This is a genomic window from Mycobacterium sp. RTGN5, from assembly GCF_033804465.1.
In the GTDB taxonomy this organism is placed as follows: Bacteria; Actinomycetota; Actinomycetes; order Mycobacteriales; family Mycobacteriaceae; genus Mycobacterium.
Map to the genome: position 1 here is coordinate 1 of NZ_JAPZLA010000009.1, position 15,073 is coordinate 15,073.

Here is a 15,073-nt window from a genome sequence, read left to right on the forward strand (position 1 = left end):
CGGGCAAGGCGGCGTCGCCGGCAACGGCGGCACCGGCGGCACCGGCGGCACCAACACCGGCAACACCGGCGGCAGCGGCGCGGCCGGCGGACAAGGCGGCACCGGCGGCACCGCCGGCGCAGCCGGGGTGGGCACCAACGGTGGCGCGGCAGGCACCATCGGCTCCGGCGGGGCCGGCGGACTGGGTGGCAGCGGCGGTGGCGGCGGCACCGGCGGCGCGGGAACGACCAGTACGACCCCGACCGCAGGCAACCAAGGCGGCCAGGGCGGCGCAGGCGGCCAGGGCGGCACCGGCGGCGCAGGCATCGGCGGCGTCGGCGGCGGGGCAGGCGGGCAAGGCGGCGTCGCCGGCAACGGCGGCACCGGCGGCACCGGCGGCACCAACACCGGCAACACCGGCGGCAGCGGCGCGGCCGGCGGACAAGGCGGCACCGGCGGCACAGCGGGCACAGCCGGTGTGGGCACGAACGGCGGCGCGGCCGGCACCATCGGCACCGGCGGCATTGGCGGCACCGGCGGACTCGGCGGCGACGGCGGCACGGGCACAGCCGGCACCACCGGCGCCACGCCCACTGCGGGTGGCCAAGGCGGCCAGGGCGGTAGCGCAGGCTCCGGCGGAACCGGCGGCGCGGGCATCGGCGGAGTCGGCGGCGGCGCAGGCGGACAGGGCGGCATCGCTGGTAAGGGCGGCAAGGGCGGCACCGGCGGTGCCAACACCACCCTCGGCGGGCAAGGTGGCGGCGGCGGTCAAGGCGGCACCGGCGGCAACGCCGGCGCAGCGGGCACAGGAACCAACGGCGGCGCAGCCGGCACCATCGGCACGGGCGGCAGCGGCGGCACCGGCGGCATCGGCGGCGTGGGCGGCACCGGCACAACCGGTACGACCGGCGCAACTCCGACCGCGGGCGGCCAAGGCGGCCAGGGCGGTAGCGCAGGCTCCGGCGGAACCGGCGGCGCGGGCATCGGCGGCGTCGGCGGCGGCGCCGGTGGCCAGGGCGGCATCGGCGGCCAAGGTGGTGGCGGCGGCACCGGCGGCACCAACACCACGCTTGGCGGCCAAGGTGGCGGCGGCGGTCAGGGCGGCACCGGCGGCAACGCCGGCGCAGCCGGCACAGGAACCAACGGCGGCGCAGCCGGCTCCATCGGCACGGGCGGCATCGGCGGCACCGGCGGCACCGGCGGGGTGGGCGGGACCGGCACAACCGGTACGACCGGCGCAACTCCGACCGCGGGCGGCCAGGGCGGCACGGGCGGTACCGCCGGGCAAGGCGGCAACGGCGGCACGGGCATCGGCGGCGTCGGCGGCGGCGCCGGCGGCCAGGGCGGCATCGGCGGCCAAGGTGGCGGCGGCGGCACCGGCGGCACCAACACCACGCTTGGCGGCCAAGGTGGCGGCGGCGGCCAAGGCGGCACCGGCGGCAACGCCGGCGCAGCCGGCACAGGAACCAACGGCGGCGCAGCCGGCACCATCGGCACCGGCGGCGTTGGTGGACTAGGCGGCAACGGTGGAGTCGGCGGCGTTGGCGCTGACGGCACAACAGGCACGTCGGCAACAGCGGGCAGCCAGGGCGGCCAGGGCGGCACAGCCGGGCAAGGCGGCAACGGCGGCGCGGGCATCGGCGGCATCGGTGGCGGCGCCGGCGGCCAAGGCGGCATTGGCGGCCAAGGCGGCGGCGGCGGCACCGGCGGCACCAACACCGGCAATGCCGGTGGCAGCGGTGGCGCGGGCGGCCAGGGCGGCATCGGCGGCACTGCGGGCGCGGCAGGCACCGGCACCAACGGCGGCGCGGCCGGCACCATCGGCACCGGTGGCGGCGGCGGCAGCGGCGGCACCGGCGGTGACGGCGGCACCGGCACAACCGGCACCTCCAGTACAACGCCCACCGCGGGCGGCCAAGGCGGCGCTGCCGGCACCGGCGGTACCGGCGGCACGGGCGGCGCGGGCATCGGCGGCGTCGGTGGCGGTGGCGGTGGACAAGGCGGCATCGGCGGCAGCGGCGGAACCGGCGGCGTTGGCGGCACCAACACCGGCACCGCTGGCGGCGCAGGCGCCGCCGGCGGCAAGGGCGGCACCGGCGGCAACGCCGGCGCGGCAGGCACCGGCGGCACCGGCGGCGGCGCGGCCGGCACGATCGGCAGCGCGGGCCTCGGCGGCCTCGGCGGCGACGGCGGGGCGGGTGGCACCGGCACAACCGGCACCACCGGCACGACTCCGACCGCGGGCGGCACCGGCGGAACCGGCGGCACGGCCGGGCAAGGCGGCACCGGCGGCGCCGGTATCGGCGGAGTTGGCGGCGCCAACGGCGGCCAGGGCGGCATTGGCGGCCAGGGCGGCAAGGGCGGCCAGGGCGGCACCAACACCACCGCTGGCGGCGCGGCCGCGGCCGGCGGCAAGGGCGGCACCGGCGGCACCGCGGGCGCGGCCGGCGTGGGCGGCACCGGCGGCGGCGCGGCAGGCAGCATCGGCGCGGGCGGGGTCGGTGGCGCCGGCGGCACGGGCGGAGTGGGCGGCGCCGGCACAACCGGCACCACCGGCACGACTCCCACTGCGGGCGGCGCAGGCGGCACCGGCGGCACGGCCGGCCAAGGCGGCACCGGCGGCACCGGCATCGGCGGAGTCGGCGGCGGCGCAGGCGGCATCGGCGGCACCGGCGGAGCCGGCGGCGCAGGCGGCGGCGGCGGCACCAACACGACCGCAGGCGGCGCAGGCGCGGGCGGCGGCAAGGGCGGCACCGGCGGCACCGCGGGCGCAGCCGGCGTGGGCACCAACGGCGGCGCGACCGGCAGCATCGGCACCGGCGGAGTCGGCGGCGTTGGCGGCGTTGGCGGCAACGGCGGCGCGGGCACCACTGGGACCACCGGGGCCACACCCACCGGGGGCGGCAACGGCGGCAACGGCGGCACCGCAGGCCAGGGCGGCACCGGCGGCGCCGGCATCGGCGGAGTCGGCGGCGGCGCAGGCGGCGCTGGCGGTACCGGCGGCATCGGCGGCGCAGGCGGCATCGGCGGCACCAATACGACTGCAGGCGGCAACGGCGCGGGTGGCGGGACCGGCGGCACCGGCGGCACCGCGGGCGCAGCCGGCGTCGGCACCAACGGCGGCGCCACCGGCGCCATCGGCACCGGCGGCAAGGGCGGGATCGGCGGCAACGGCGGAGCCGGCGGCACGGGCACGACCGGCACCACCGGCACCACGCCCACCGCGGGCGGCCAGGGCGGCACGGGCGGCACGGCCGGCCAAGGCGGCACCGGCGGCACCGGCATCGGCGGAGTCGGCGGCGGTGCCGGCGGCAACGGCGGAGTCGGCGGCAACGGCGCGGGCGGCGGCACCGGCGGCACCAACACCACCGCAGGCGGCAACGGCGCGGGCGGCGGCAAGGGTGGCACCGGCGGCACTGCGGGCGCGGCGGGCGCGGGTACCAACGGCGGCGCCGCCGGGAGCATCGGCACCGGCGGAGTCGGCGGCACCGGCGGTAATGGCGGCAACGGCGCAGCAGGCACGACCGGCGCCAATGGGTTCACCCCCGGCGGCGGCGGCACCGGCGGTAGCGGCGGTACGGCCGGCCAGGGCGGCACGGGCGGTACCGGCATCGGCGGAGTCGGCGGCGGCGCCGGCGGCGGCGGCGGTGTCGGCGGAACCGGCGCGGCGGGCGGCAAGGGCGGAAACACCACTGTCGGCACCAACGCCGCGGGCAAGGGTGGCACGGGCGGCACGGGCGGCGCCGGTGGCGCCGGCGGTACCGGAACCGACGGCGGCTCGGGCGGCACCGGCGGGAACGCAAACACCGCGGGCAACGGCGGCGTTGGCGGCACCGGCAACGGCGCCGGCACCGGCGGCGCGGGCGGCACCGGAGGCACCGCAGGTGTTGGCGGCAACGGCGGCAGCGCCGGTGGCGGTAACGGCAGCGGCGCCAACGGCGGCATCGGCGGCACCGCGGGCACCGGCGGGACAGGCGGCAACGGCGGCACCACGGGTGTGGGTGGCGTCGGCGGCAACGGTGTCGTCGGCGGCACGGGCGGCACCGGCGGCACGGGTAGCGGCAGCGGCACCGGCGGAACCGGCGGCACCGGCGGAACCGGCGGCGGTGGCGGCACCGGCGGCATCGGCAAAAACGGCGGTGGCAACGCCGGAAAGGTCGGCGGTGGCGGCGGCGCCGGAAACACCGGCAGCGGTCCGAGCGGCGTCAACGGGGGCGGCGGCGGGACCGGCGGCACCGCGGGCACCGGAGGGGCGGGGGGCACGTAAGGGCGGTAGCTCGGATAGCTCTGACCGTCGGACACGTTCACATATCGGACGCACCCGAACACTCTGCGAAAAATCTCGACGACCAATTCCCCGACTGAATTTCACGAACAACGGGACGTCAACAGGCATAACCGGCGACGCTCGACCCAGCCAGAAAACTGGCGATCGGGAGTTTGCCATGGCTCCCTAGCCTGCATTGCTACCATGTGACGCTTAGAGCATTGGCGAACATGGGAGCAAACCATGGCTGCACGGCACCGTGCGACCGACCGGGCGAAATCCCGAGCGCATCGCACCGCTGTTGGCCACCGCGCCCAGCAGCCGCACAGCAAAGTCTCGCTATGGCTGGGAACAGGTGCTCTCGCCGTCGGCGTCTGCGCTTCGCTGGCCGGCGCGACGGGGATCGCCCAGGCTGACTCCTCAGGCGCCGACTCCTCTGCGTCGAACCACAACAGCACCGGCCCCAAGGCTGGAAACGCCGGCCGCTCCCCATCGCCGAAACACAGCAATAACGGCTCCCCGGTGGGAACCAGCGGCCGAAGCAACGCGGCGAAGCCGACTACCGAAACAAAGTCGGCCAGTTCGAGCCGTGCGACCGGCGCCGGCCGCACCAGCGTCACGCCGACGGCACCCGCTGCGGCCGACTCGATTTCGACTGTCGCGCAACCAGATAGCGCCCGATCGGCGAAGCCCGTTGCGGCGGCGTCCTCGTCGACCCTGTCCGCGGCGGATTCACCAACCACTCCTCCGAACCTGTCGTTAACCGACGTGATTGGCGCGATCGTTGCCTACGCGCGCTCGGCCGGCGGCGGCCCGATCACCCTCATCAGCCTTCCGCAGATCATCACCGCGCTCGTCACCAACGAGTGGCAGGGCCGGCCGCTCATCGGCAACGGGGTGGACGGGACAGCGGCAAACCCCGACGGACAGGGCGGCGGCTGGTTACTGGGCAGTGGCGGCAAAGGCTATACGTGGACGGACGTCACGTGCACCGACAGTGCCGGCTGCGCCGGCGGTGACGGCGGAGCCGGCGGGCTGATCGGCACTGGCGGCAACGCCGGAGATGGCGCGAACGGCGGGGCAGGCGGAAACGGCGGGTCGGCCCTCTTGCTCGGCACCGGCGGAAACGGCGGCGCCGGCGGCGCAAACTCGGCCGCCGCCGGGGTCGGCGGCAAGGGTGGAGCGGGCGGCAACGGCGGGCTGATCGGCGGGAACGCCGGCGATGGCGGCGAGGGCGGTGACGGCGCCACCGGCGGCGACGGTGGCGCGGGCGGCTCTGTGATCGGCTTCGGATTCGGCTACTTCGCCGGCGCGTACCACGCGGGAAGCGTCACCGGCGGGGATGGCGGAGCGGGCGGCACCGGAACCAACGGGGCCGGCGGCAACGGCGGCGCCGGCGGCGCGGCCGACCTCGCGAGCGACCCGCTGTGGAACTTGCTGATCAGTGTGACGAGCGCGCTCACCGGCTCCAACGGTCCCGGTTCGGCGATCGGCGGCAAGGGCGGAGCCGGCGGTGGGGGCACGACGATCGGTGGCGACGGCGGGCTCGGCGGTATCGCCTACAACTACGGCACCGGCAATTCCGTCGGCGGCAATGGTGGCAGCGGCGGTGACGGAACTACGGCTGGCGGTCTCGGCGCCACTGGTGGAATCGCCTGGGCGGCAAGCGGTTCGGCGACCAACGGCACCGACGCCAGCAACGGGACCCCGTAGCTCAACCGTCCAAGCGGGCGAACTGCTTGCGCTGATAAAGATCCACCGAAGACTGCCGTCTGACCTTGCCGCTGGTGGTGACCGGGATCGAACCTCCGGCTACCAGGACGAGATCTGAGACCGCGATGCCGTGCGTGTTCGAGATGGCCGAAGTGACATCCCGCTTGATTGCATCGAAGTGCTGCTTGGCCTCGTCGTCGGAGTCGCCGCGCTTCCTGACTTCCATCACGACCACCAGCTTCTCCACCGCGTCGTCGGGAACGGCGATCGCCACGCACCGGCCCTTGGTGATCTCCGTGACCGTTGCCTCGATGTCGTCAGGGGCGTGATTGCGGCCGTAGATGATCAGGAGATCCTTGATGCGGCCCACCACGAACAGCTCGCCGTCGGAGATGAAACCGACGTCACCAGTCTTCAGCCACGGGCCTTCTGGCGTACCGGCCGATGGGCCGACGATCGTGCCACCGAATGTGCGCGCGGAATCCTCCGGCTTTTCCCAGTAGCCGATGCTGACGTTATCGCCGTGGCACCAAATCTCACCGGTGGTCCCGTCCGCAACCTCGGTGCGGGTGTCCGGGTCGACGATCCGCAAGATCGGCGAACGCGGGCTGATCGGGCCGTCGTAGCTGACCAACGGTGTGCCATCCGCACCGTCGCATCGCTTGGCCTGGCCGGCGGTCAGGGCTTCGGTGTCGAAGTACACAACCTTGATCGGGTCTTCCGGCTTGGGCGTCGACATGTACAGGGTCGCCTCGGCCATGCCGTAGGACGGCTGAATGACCGCCTCGTTCAGGTTGAAGCGGGCAAATCGGTCGGTGAAGCGCTTGATCGTCGCGGGCTGAACCCGCTCGGCGCCGCTTTGGATGGTGTGCACACCGGACAGATCGAGCCCAGCCATGTCTTCGTCGGAAGTTTTCCGTGTCGCCAGATCGAACGCGAAGTTCGGTGCGGCGGTGAACGGGCACGGATTGGTCGCAAGCAACTGCATCCAGCGGGCCGGCCGCACCAGGAAGGACGCGGGGCTGGTCAACACCGCACTCGTACCCAACACAATCGGTGAGCAAACACCCAGGATCAATCCCAAGTCATGGAAAAACGGCAGCCACGACACAAATGTCAGGTCGGGCGGGGTGACCCCGGCATGCCTCGAGTAGTCGGTGGTGATCTGCTGCAGATTGGTGAAAAGGTTGGTGTACGAGATCATTACGCCAGCCGGCGAACGGGTCGAACCAGAGGTGTATTGCAGATAGGCGGTGGCGTGGGGATTGTCGTCCTCGTGCATCGCCGGCGCGCCGGGCCGGGGCGGAGCGTCTAGGTCCAGCAAATCCACCTCGATGATGGCCGGCGGCGCTTGCCCGGGCTGCGGGACGATGCTCCGAGCCACCTCGGCCACGACAGAAGACGTCGTGAGGACGGCAGCGGGCGACGCGTCGCGCATCACCGAATCGACCCGCTCGTCGGTGACGCCACCCATGGGGACCGACAGCGGAACCGGGATCACCCCGGCGTGCAGCGCACCCAGGAACGCAACGATGTATTCCAGGCTTTGCGGGGCGATGATCATGGCGCGATCGCCCGGCGACGCGCACAATCTGAGCTCCCTGGCGAAGTTGACCACCCGCCGATACAACTGCGGCCAGGTGAGGGTCATGGGCACGCCGGCCCAGTCCTGGTCGTAATCCATAAAGGTGTACGCAACGTCATCCGGTTGCAGGCTGGCGCGTTCGCGCAACAGAGCCGGAATCGAAGCTTCAATCGCCTGTGTCACGGCAAGCAAGCTATCAAAAGCCGCGGCAGCCTCAACTTCGAACAGCCAAGTTAAGTGACGTCGTCGTCAACCATCACGTCCCGCGGGCAACCTGCCGGCAGAGGACGCTGCGGCAAACGCGCCAGCCATCGGCGTACCTGTGCACTTACGTGCGAATCAAGCAAACTTGACCCGGGACGCCACGTCTGCGTCAATAATCGTCTTGCCTGGGTTGGGGGAACCACGGGTGAGTCAGGCAACGGACTGGACTGCGGTTTTGTTGCTGTTGAGGAGACAGGATGGTTTCATTCGGTGCGATCGATGATCGGCCAAGCGGCTCGGGTTCAGCGAATCCCCCGGCCGCGATGAGCATCAAATCGACCACTCCGGTCGCCGTCATCGGTATGGCGTGCCGACTTCCTGGTGGTATCGAATCCCCCGAGCAGCTCTGGGAGGCGTTGCGCAGGGGCGATGACCTGGTCACCGAAGTGCCACCAGACCGCTGGGACAAAGACGAGTACTACGACCCCGAGCCGGGGGTGCCGGGTAGGACGGCGTCGAAGTGGGGTGCCTTCCTCGACGACGTGGCCTGCTTCGATTCCGAATTCTTCGGCATCAACCAGCGCGAGGCCGTCGCGCTCGATCCGCAACACCGGTTGCTGCTCGAAACCTCCTGGGAGGCGATGGAGCACGCCGGGCTCACTCCCGCAGTCATGAAGGACTCGCTGACCGGTGTATTCACCGGATTGACGCACTACGACTATCAGCTACTGGCGATGGAATCCGACGCCATGGAGGGGCCCTACGGCTACTCAGGCAACACCTTCAGCATGGCGGCGGGGCGCATCGCTTACACGCTGGGACTCCACGGTCCGGCGATGGCCGTCGACACCGCGTGTTCCTCCGGGCTGCTCGCCGTGCACCTGGGGTGTCGCAGCCTGAGCGAGGGTGAGAGCGATCTCGCGCTCGCCGGCGGCGCCTACGTGATGCTGGACCCGCGCAAGTACATCGCCGGGACCGCAGCAGGCCATCTGTCGCCGACTGGGCGGTGCCGCGCCTTCGACGCCGCCGCGGACGGCTACGTGGGCGGTGAGGCGTGCGCAATGGTGTTGCTCAAGCGCCTGCCGGACGCGCTACGCGACGGGGACCGGATCCTCGCCGTCATCCGCGGAACGGCCGTAAACCAAGACGGCGCCACCGTGAACATCTCCACACCGTCAGTCACCGCACAGACCGCGGTGTATCGAGCGGCGCTGGCGGCCGCCGATGTCGACGCGGACAGCGTCGGCTTGGTCGAGGCGCACGGCCCGGGCACCCCGGTCGGCGATCCCATCGAATACACCAGCCTGAGCCAGGTCTACGGCGTCGACGGGCCGTGCGCGCTCGGATCGGCGAAGACCAACTTTGGCCACTCGCAGTCGGCGTCCGGCGCCATCGGCCTGATCAAGACGATCCTTGCGCTGCAACACGGGGCGGTCCCCCCGAATCTGCACTTCACCCGCCTGCCTGACGACCTGGCGCGCATTGACACGAAACTTTTTGTGCCAGTTGAGAACACCGAGTGGCCGACCACCGGGCCGCATCCGCGGCGCGCGGCGGTGTCGTCGTACGGGGTATCAGGCACCAACGTCCACGCCGTGCTGGAACAAGGTCCCGAACCCCAGGGAGCGCCGAACACTGCGGCCGACGTCAACGACTCCCCCCCTGCGCCACTGCTGTTTCCGCTCTCGGCGACCTCGGCGGACGAGCTGCGGCGTACCGCCGGCCGGCTCGCCCCCTGGGTGCAAGCACATGACGACATGGCTCTGGCCGATCTCGGCTACACCCTGGCGCGCCGGCGCGCTCATCGCCCGGTACGGACCGCCGTGCACGCCAGCACCCCGCGGGAGTTGACCGCGGCGTTGCTCGAAGTCGCCGAGGGCGAGACGCCGTATCCGGCCGTCCTGGCAAAGGACGACCGCGGACCGGTGTGGGTGTTCTCCGGACAGGGCTCGCAATGGGCCAAGATGGGTGCAGAGCTTCTGGCGAGCGAGCCGGTTTTCGCCGCGACTGTGGCGCAGATCGAGCCACTGGTCGCGAGCGAGTCCGGGTTCTCGGTCACCGAAGCGATGACCGCACCGGAGGTGGTGACCGGCGACGCCCGGCTGCAGCCGACCCTGTTCACTGTGCAGGTTGCCCTGGCGGCCGCGATGAAGGCCTACGGCGCGCGCCCCGGCGCGGTCATCGGATATTCGATGGGTGAGGTCGCTGCGGCGGTGGTCTGCGGCGCGCTGTCACTCGAGGACGGCGTGCGGGTGGTCTGCCGGCGCTCACAGCTGATGTCCGGCATCGCCGGTTCCGGGATCATGGCGTCGGTGGAACTGCCTGCCAAGCAGGTGCTTTCGGAGTTGACGCTCGGCGGCATCAAGGACGTCGTCGTCGGGGTGGTTGCCTCGCCGGAGTCCACGGTGATCAGTGGTGCGGAGCAGACCGTTCGCGAGTTGATGGCGGCCTGGGAAGAACGCGGCGTGATGGTCCGCCAGTCTCTGATCGACGTCGCGGCACACTCTCCCCTTGTCGATCCGATCCTTGAGGAACTCGCCGAGGCTCTCGCCGAGATCAAACCGCTGACGCCGCAGGTTCCGTTCTACTCGGCAACGGGATTCGACCCGCGCGAGGAGCCGGTCTGCAACGGCAAGTATTGGGTCCGCAACCTGCGCAACACGGTGCGGTTCGCCGCGGCGGTACGAGCGGCTCTGGAGGACGGGCATCGGGTGTACGCCGAGCTGGCACCACATCCGATGCTGACCCACGTTATCGAACGCAGCGCCGCGAATTTGGATGCGCCGGTGGCCACCTTCGCGAGCATGCGCAGGGAGCAGGAGCTGCCGCACGGGCTGCGAGGCTTGGTGGCAGACCTGCACAGTGCGGGTGCCGCCATCGATTTCGCCGTTCTGTATCCCGATGGGTGCCTGGTGGACGCGCCGCTGCCGACGTGGACCCGCCATCGGCTGTGGCTCGAACGCGACGATCGCGAGTCCGCGACGCATGGTGGTCACACGGTGTCGGTGCATCCGCTCCTGGGCTCCCACGTGCGCTTGCCGGAAGAGCCCGAGCGCCACGTGTGGCAGGCCGAGGTCGGCACCACTGCCCAGCCGTGGCTCGCCGATCACACGATCCGCAACGTGGCCGTACTCCCCGGGGCGGCCTATTGCGAGATGGCCTTGGCCGCCGCACACACCGTGCTGGGTGAGGCTGTCGAAGTCCGCGACATCCGCTTCGAGGCTGCGTTGTTGCTCGATGAGCGGACCACCGTCGGCAGCTCGGCGGCGTTGTCGTCTCCCGGTGTCGCCGACTTCCTCGTGGAGTCCGATGATGGCGGCCGACAAACACGGCATTCCAGCGCGGTGCTGCACACCGCTGACGATGAGCAGCCCACCGCCTACGACGTGGCCGCACTTCTTGCCGCCCATCCGAACCGCACCGATGGTGCGGAGGTGCGCAGGGAACTGGACCAACATGGCGTCCAGTACGGGCCGGCGTTCTCCGGCCTGGGTGCCGTTCATACCGGCGATGACGCCACCGGCACGGTCTTGGCCGAGGTCGCTCTGCCCAGCCAAATCCGCACGCAGCAAGGCGCTTACGGCGTACATCCGGCACTGCTGGACGTCTGCTTTCAGTCGGTTGCCGCCAGTCCGCAGATCCAGAGCAGCACTGGTGGCGGGCTAGGCCTGCCGCTGGGTGCCCGGCGCGTGCGCTCCTATGGATCTGCCCGAACCGCCCACTACTGCTATGCCCGGATCACCCAAGTCGACGCCACCGGGATCGAGGCCGACCTCGATGTACTCGACCAGCACGGCGCGGTTCTTCTCAGTGTGCAGGGATTGCACTGCGGCACCGGAGAATCCGAGGCGGCCCAACAGGATCGGGTGCTCGGCGAGCGGCTGCTGACCATCGAATGGCAGCAGCGACAGTTGCCGGAACCATCGCACGTCGAGGCCGGAACCTGGCTGCTGATCAGCACCACCGCCACCGCGGATCTGATCGGCACGACACTGACTGACACCTTGAAAAACCAAGGCGCTCAATGCAACACGATGTGTTGGCCGCCGAACGCGGACCACGCGTCCGCCGCCGGGCAGCTGGCCGAGCAGCTGCGGTCCGGGAAAATCACCGGCGCCGTGATCCTCACCGGATCAAAGAACAACAGCGACGACCGATGCCCACTGGTGGGCCGGGAGTATGTCCAGCATGTGACGCGCATCGCCCGCGAGCTGGCCCAGACCTCAGGCCACATCCCTCAACTCTTTGTCGTGACCCGCGCTGCCCAAACTGTCCTGGCCGGCGACGTGGCCAATCTGGAGCAGGGTGGACTGCGTGGCTTGGTGCGGGTGATCAGCTCCGAATATCCGCATATGCATGCCACCCAGATCGACCTCGACGACAACACCGATGCCGAGCAGCTGGCTCGCCATCTGCTCAGTGGATCCAAGGAAGACGAGACCGCCTGGCGCGACGGCGCGTGGTACACGGCCCGCATGCTGCCCAGCCCGCTGCGACCCGACGAACGGCTCATTGTCGTCGCCGACAACGACTCTGATGGGATGCGGCTGCAAATCCGCACCCCCGGCGATCTGGAAACATTGGAACTGGCTGCGTGCGAACGGGTTACGCCAGGGCCTGGCCAAATCGAAGTCGCCGTCGGCGTATCCAGCATCAACTTCGCCGACGTGCTCGTCGCGATGGGCCTGTTCCCGGCCATCGACGGCGGCTTACCCGAACTGGGGATGGATTTCGCTGGCGTGGTCACCGCGGTCGGGCCTGATGTCACTGATCATCGCGTCGGCGACCGGGTCGGCGGCTTCTCCGGAAACGGCTGCTGGGGCACCTTCGTCACCTGCGACGCCCGGTTGGCCGTCACGCTTCCGGCTGCCCTGACCGATCACCAGGCAGTCGCAGTGGCAACGGCGACCGCGACCGCCTGGTACGGCCTGCACGACCAAGCACGGATCGCGGCAGGCGACCGGGTGCTGATTCACTCGGCAACCGGTGGTGTTGGCCAGGCCGCGATCGGAGTCGCGCGCGCCGCGGGCGCCGAGATCTTCGCCACCGCGGGTAGCGATGAGCGCCGACAGATGCTGCGCGACATGGGGATCGAGCATGTCTACGACTCACGTAGCACCGAATTCGCCGACCAGATCCGCAGTGACACCGACGGTTACGGCGTCGATATCGTGCTGAACTCCCTGACCGGTGCGGCCCAGCGGGCCGGGTTCGAACTGCTGGCCACCGGCGGGCGGTTCGTCGAGATCGGCAAGCGCGACGTCTACGGCAACACCCGGCTGGGACTGTTCCCGTTCCGGCGGAACCTCACGTTCTACTACGTGGATCTGGCGCTCATGTCACTCAGCCACCCCCAGCGGGTCGGCGAGTTGCTGCGCACGGTGTACGAGCTCGTGACAGACGGTGAGTTACCGCCCGCCGCGTACACCGAATACCCGTTGGCCCATGCCGCCACCGCGATCCGGGTGATGGGCGCCGCCCAGCACACCGGAAAGCTGTTACTCGATATCCCCCGTACCGGGAGCAGCGACGTGGTGGTGCATCCGGAACAGGCCAAGGCCTTCCGCCGCGACGGTGCGTACCTGATCACCGGCGGCTTGGGCGGCCTGGGTTTGTTCCTCGCCGAGAAGATGGCCGTCGCCGGCTGCGGACGCATCGTGTTGACGTCCCGCTCGCAGCCGACACTCAAGGCGCTGGAAACGATCGAACTGATCCGGGCGTTGGGTGCTGAGGTCGTGGTGTACTGCGGCGACATCGCCGTCCCCAGCACTGCGCAGCGGATGGTCGAGGCCGCTATCGCCACCGGACTTCCGGTGCGAGGCGTGCTGCACGCAGCAGCAGTCATCGAGGACGCAACCCTGGCCAACATCACCGACGAGCTGATCGAGCGTGACTGGGCACCGAAGGTTTACGGTGCCTGGAATCTGCACGGCGCCACCGCCGATCAACCCCTGGACTGGTTCTGCTCATTTTCGTCGGCGGCCGCGCTGGTGGGCTCGCCAGGGCAGGGGGCCTACGCCGCGGCCAACAGCTGGCTCGACGCCTTCACCCAATGGCGGCGGACAGAGGGTCTCCCGGGTACCACAATCGCCTGGGGACCCTGGGTCCAGATCGGCCGAGCGACGGAGCTCGCCGAGAGCACCGGCGCGGCGATCGCTCCCGACGAGGGTGCGTACGCACTCGACATGCTGCTGCGCCACGACCGCGCCTACACCGGCTACGCGCCGACCGGCGGCAGCCCGTGGTTGACAGACTTTGCCGAACGGACGCCCTTCGCCGAAGCATTCAGCGCCGTCGGGGAAAGCCAAACGAGCACAAGCAAACTGCTCACGGAGCTCAGTGGTCTGCCACGCGCAGAATGGCCCGCCCGATTGCGGCGTCTGATTTCCGACCAGGTGAGCCTGATCCTGCGTCGCAACATCGAGCCCGACCGGCCGCTCGCCGAGTACGGCGTCGACTCGCTGGGCGCCCTGGAACTACGGACTCGCCTCGAAGCCGAAACCGGAGTGCGCTTGACGTCCAATGACCTTGCCGCCGGCACCATTCGAGGTCTCGCGGAGCTGCTGTGCGAAAAATTGGCACCCACGAGCAGCGACGCGCCAGCCTAGCCGGCATGCGGTATAGGACAGAAAGTTTGGGAGGATCGTGAACGCAGTTCTCAAAGTGGCCGCATTGGGCCTTGCTCAGCTGGTCGCGATCGGATTGCTGATGTTCTTACCGGCGGGCACCTTCGATTACTGGCAAGCCTGGGCTTTCCTCGCGGTGTTTGCGCTGGCTGCTTGGTTCCCGAGCATCTACCTGCAGATCACGAATCCCGTTGTCCTAGAGCGGCGGATGCGGAGCGGGCCGATCGCTGAAGGCCGGACGGTGCAGAAGATCGTGATGCTCGGCCTGTACGGCTCGCTGGTTGCGGTATGCGTGGTGAGCGCCCTCGACCACCGCTTCGGCTGGTCATCGGCACCAGTCGCGCTCTGTCTGATCGGCAATATCATGGCCGGCGCCGGATTGGTCGTGACGGTGCTGGTGGCTGTTCAGAACACGTATGCGTCCACAACCGTACAAGTCGAGACGGGCCAGAAGGTCGTCAGCACCGGTCTTTACGGGCTGGTACGGCACCCCATGTACACCGGCAATGTACTGATCCTGGTAGGCCTGCCGCTTGCCCTCGGGTCCTATTGGGCGCTCATCTTTGTCCTGCCCGGCGTGGCCGTACTTGCCGCGCGGATCCATGACGAGGAGAAGCTACTCAGCGACGAGCTGGACGGTTACCACGAGTACACCAAAAAGGTCCGCTCGCGCCTGATTCCGCAAGTATGGTGACCGCC

General features: G+C 70.6%; 4 protein-coding genes and 1 pseudogene. 4 read left to right on the forward strand and 1 reads right to left on the reverse strand.

The genetic code is table 11. The annotated features are described in order from the left end of the window. On the forward strand, positions 1 to 4,246 hold a 4,246-nt coding region (locus SLQ31_RS28215), incomplete at its 5' end, for a hypothetical protein (RefSeq protein WP_319437495.1). 873 nt (positions 4,247 to 5,119) lie between these two features. Beyond that, positions 5,120 to 5,875 (forward strand): annotated as a pseudogene (locus tag SLQ31_RS29535) (PGRS repeat-containing protein); the annotation flags it as partial. An 85-nt stretch (positions 5,876 to 5,960) separates the two neighbouring features. Here SLQ31_RS29535 and SLQ31_RS28225 read toward each other — a convergent pair. After that, positions 5,961 to 7,727, reverse strand: a complete 1,767-nt coding sequence (locus SLQ31_RS28225; RefSeq protein WP_319437497.1) for an AMP-binding protein — start codon at positions 7,725 to 7,727, stop codon at positions 5,961 to 5,963. A 278-nt stretch (positions 7,728 to 8,005) separates the two neighbouring features. On the opposite strand from SLQ31_RS28225, the gene pks2 reads away from it, so the two are divergent. Both pks2 and SLQ31_RS28235 read left to right on the forward strand, forming a co-directional pair. Beyond that, positions 8,006 to 14,356 (forward strand): sulfolipid-1 biosynthesis phthioceranic/hydroxyphthioceranic acid synthase, encoded by a 6,351-nt coding sequence (gene pks2 / locus SLQ31_RS28230; RefSeq protein WP_413643211.1) that lies wholly within the window; start codon positions 8,006 to 8,008, stop codon positions 14,354 to 14,356. A gap of 37 nt (positions 14,357 to 14,393) precedes the next feature. Further along, positions 14,394 to 15,068, forward strand: a complete 675-nt coding sequence (locus SLQ31_RS28235; protein WP_319437498.1) for an isoprenylcysteine carboxylmethyltransferase family protein — start codon at positions 14,394 to 14,396, stop codon at positions 15,066 to 15,068. The last annotated feature ends 5 nt before the right edge of the window (positions 15,069 to 15,073 follow it).

What these genes read in the sequence shown, in the direction of transcription:
- pks2 (WP_413643211.1), top strand. Translation starts at nt 8,006, where the DNA reads ATGGTTTCATTCGGTGCGATCGATGATCGGCCAAGCGGCTCGGGTTCA.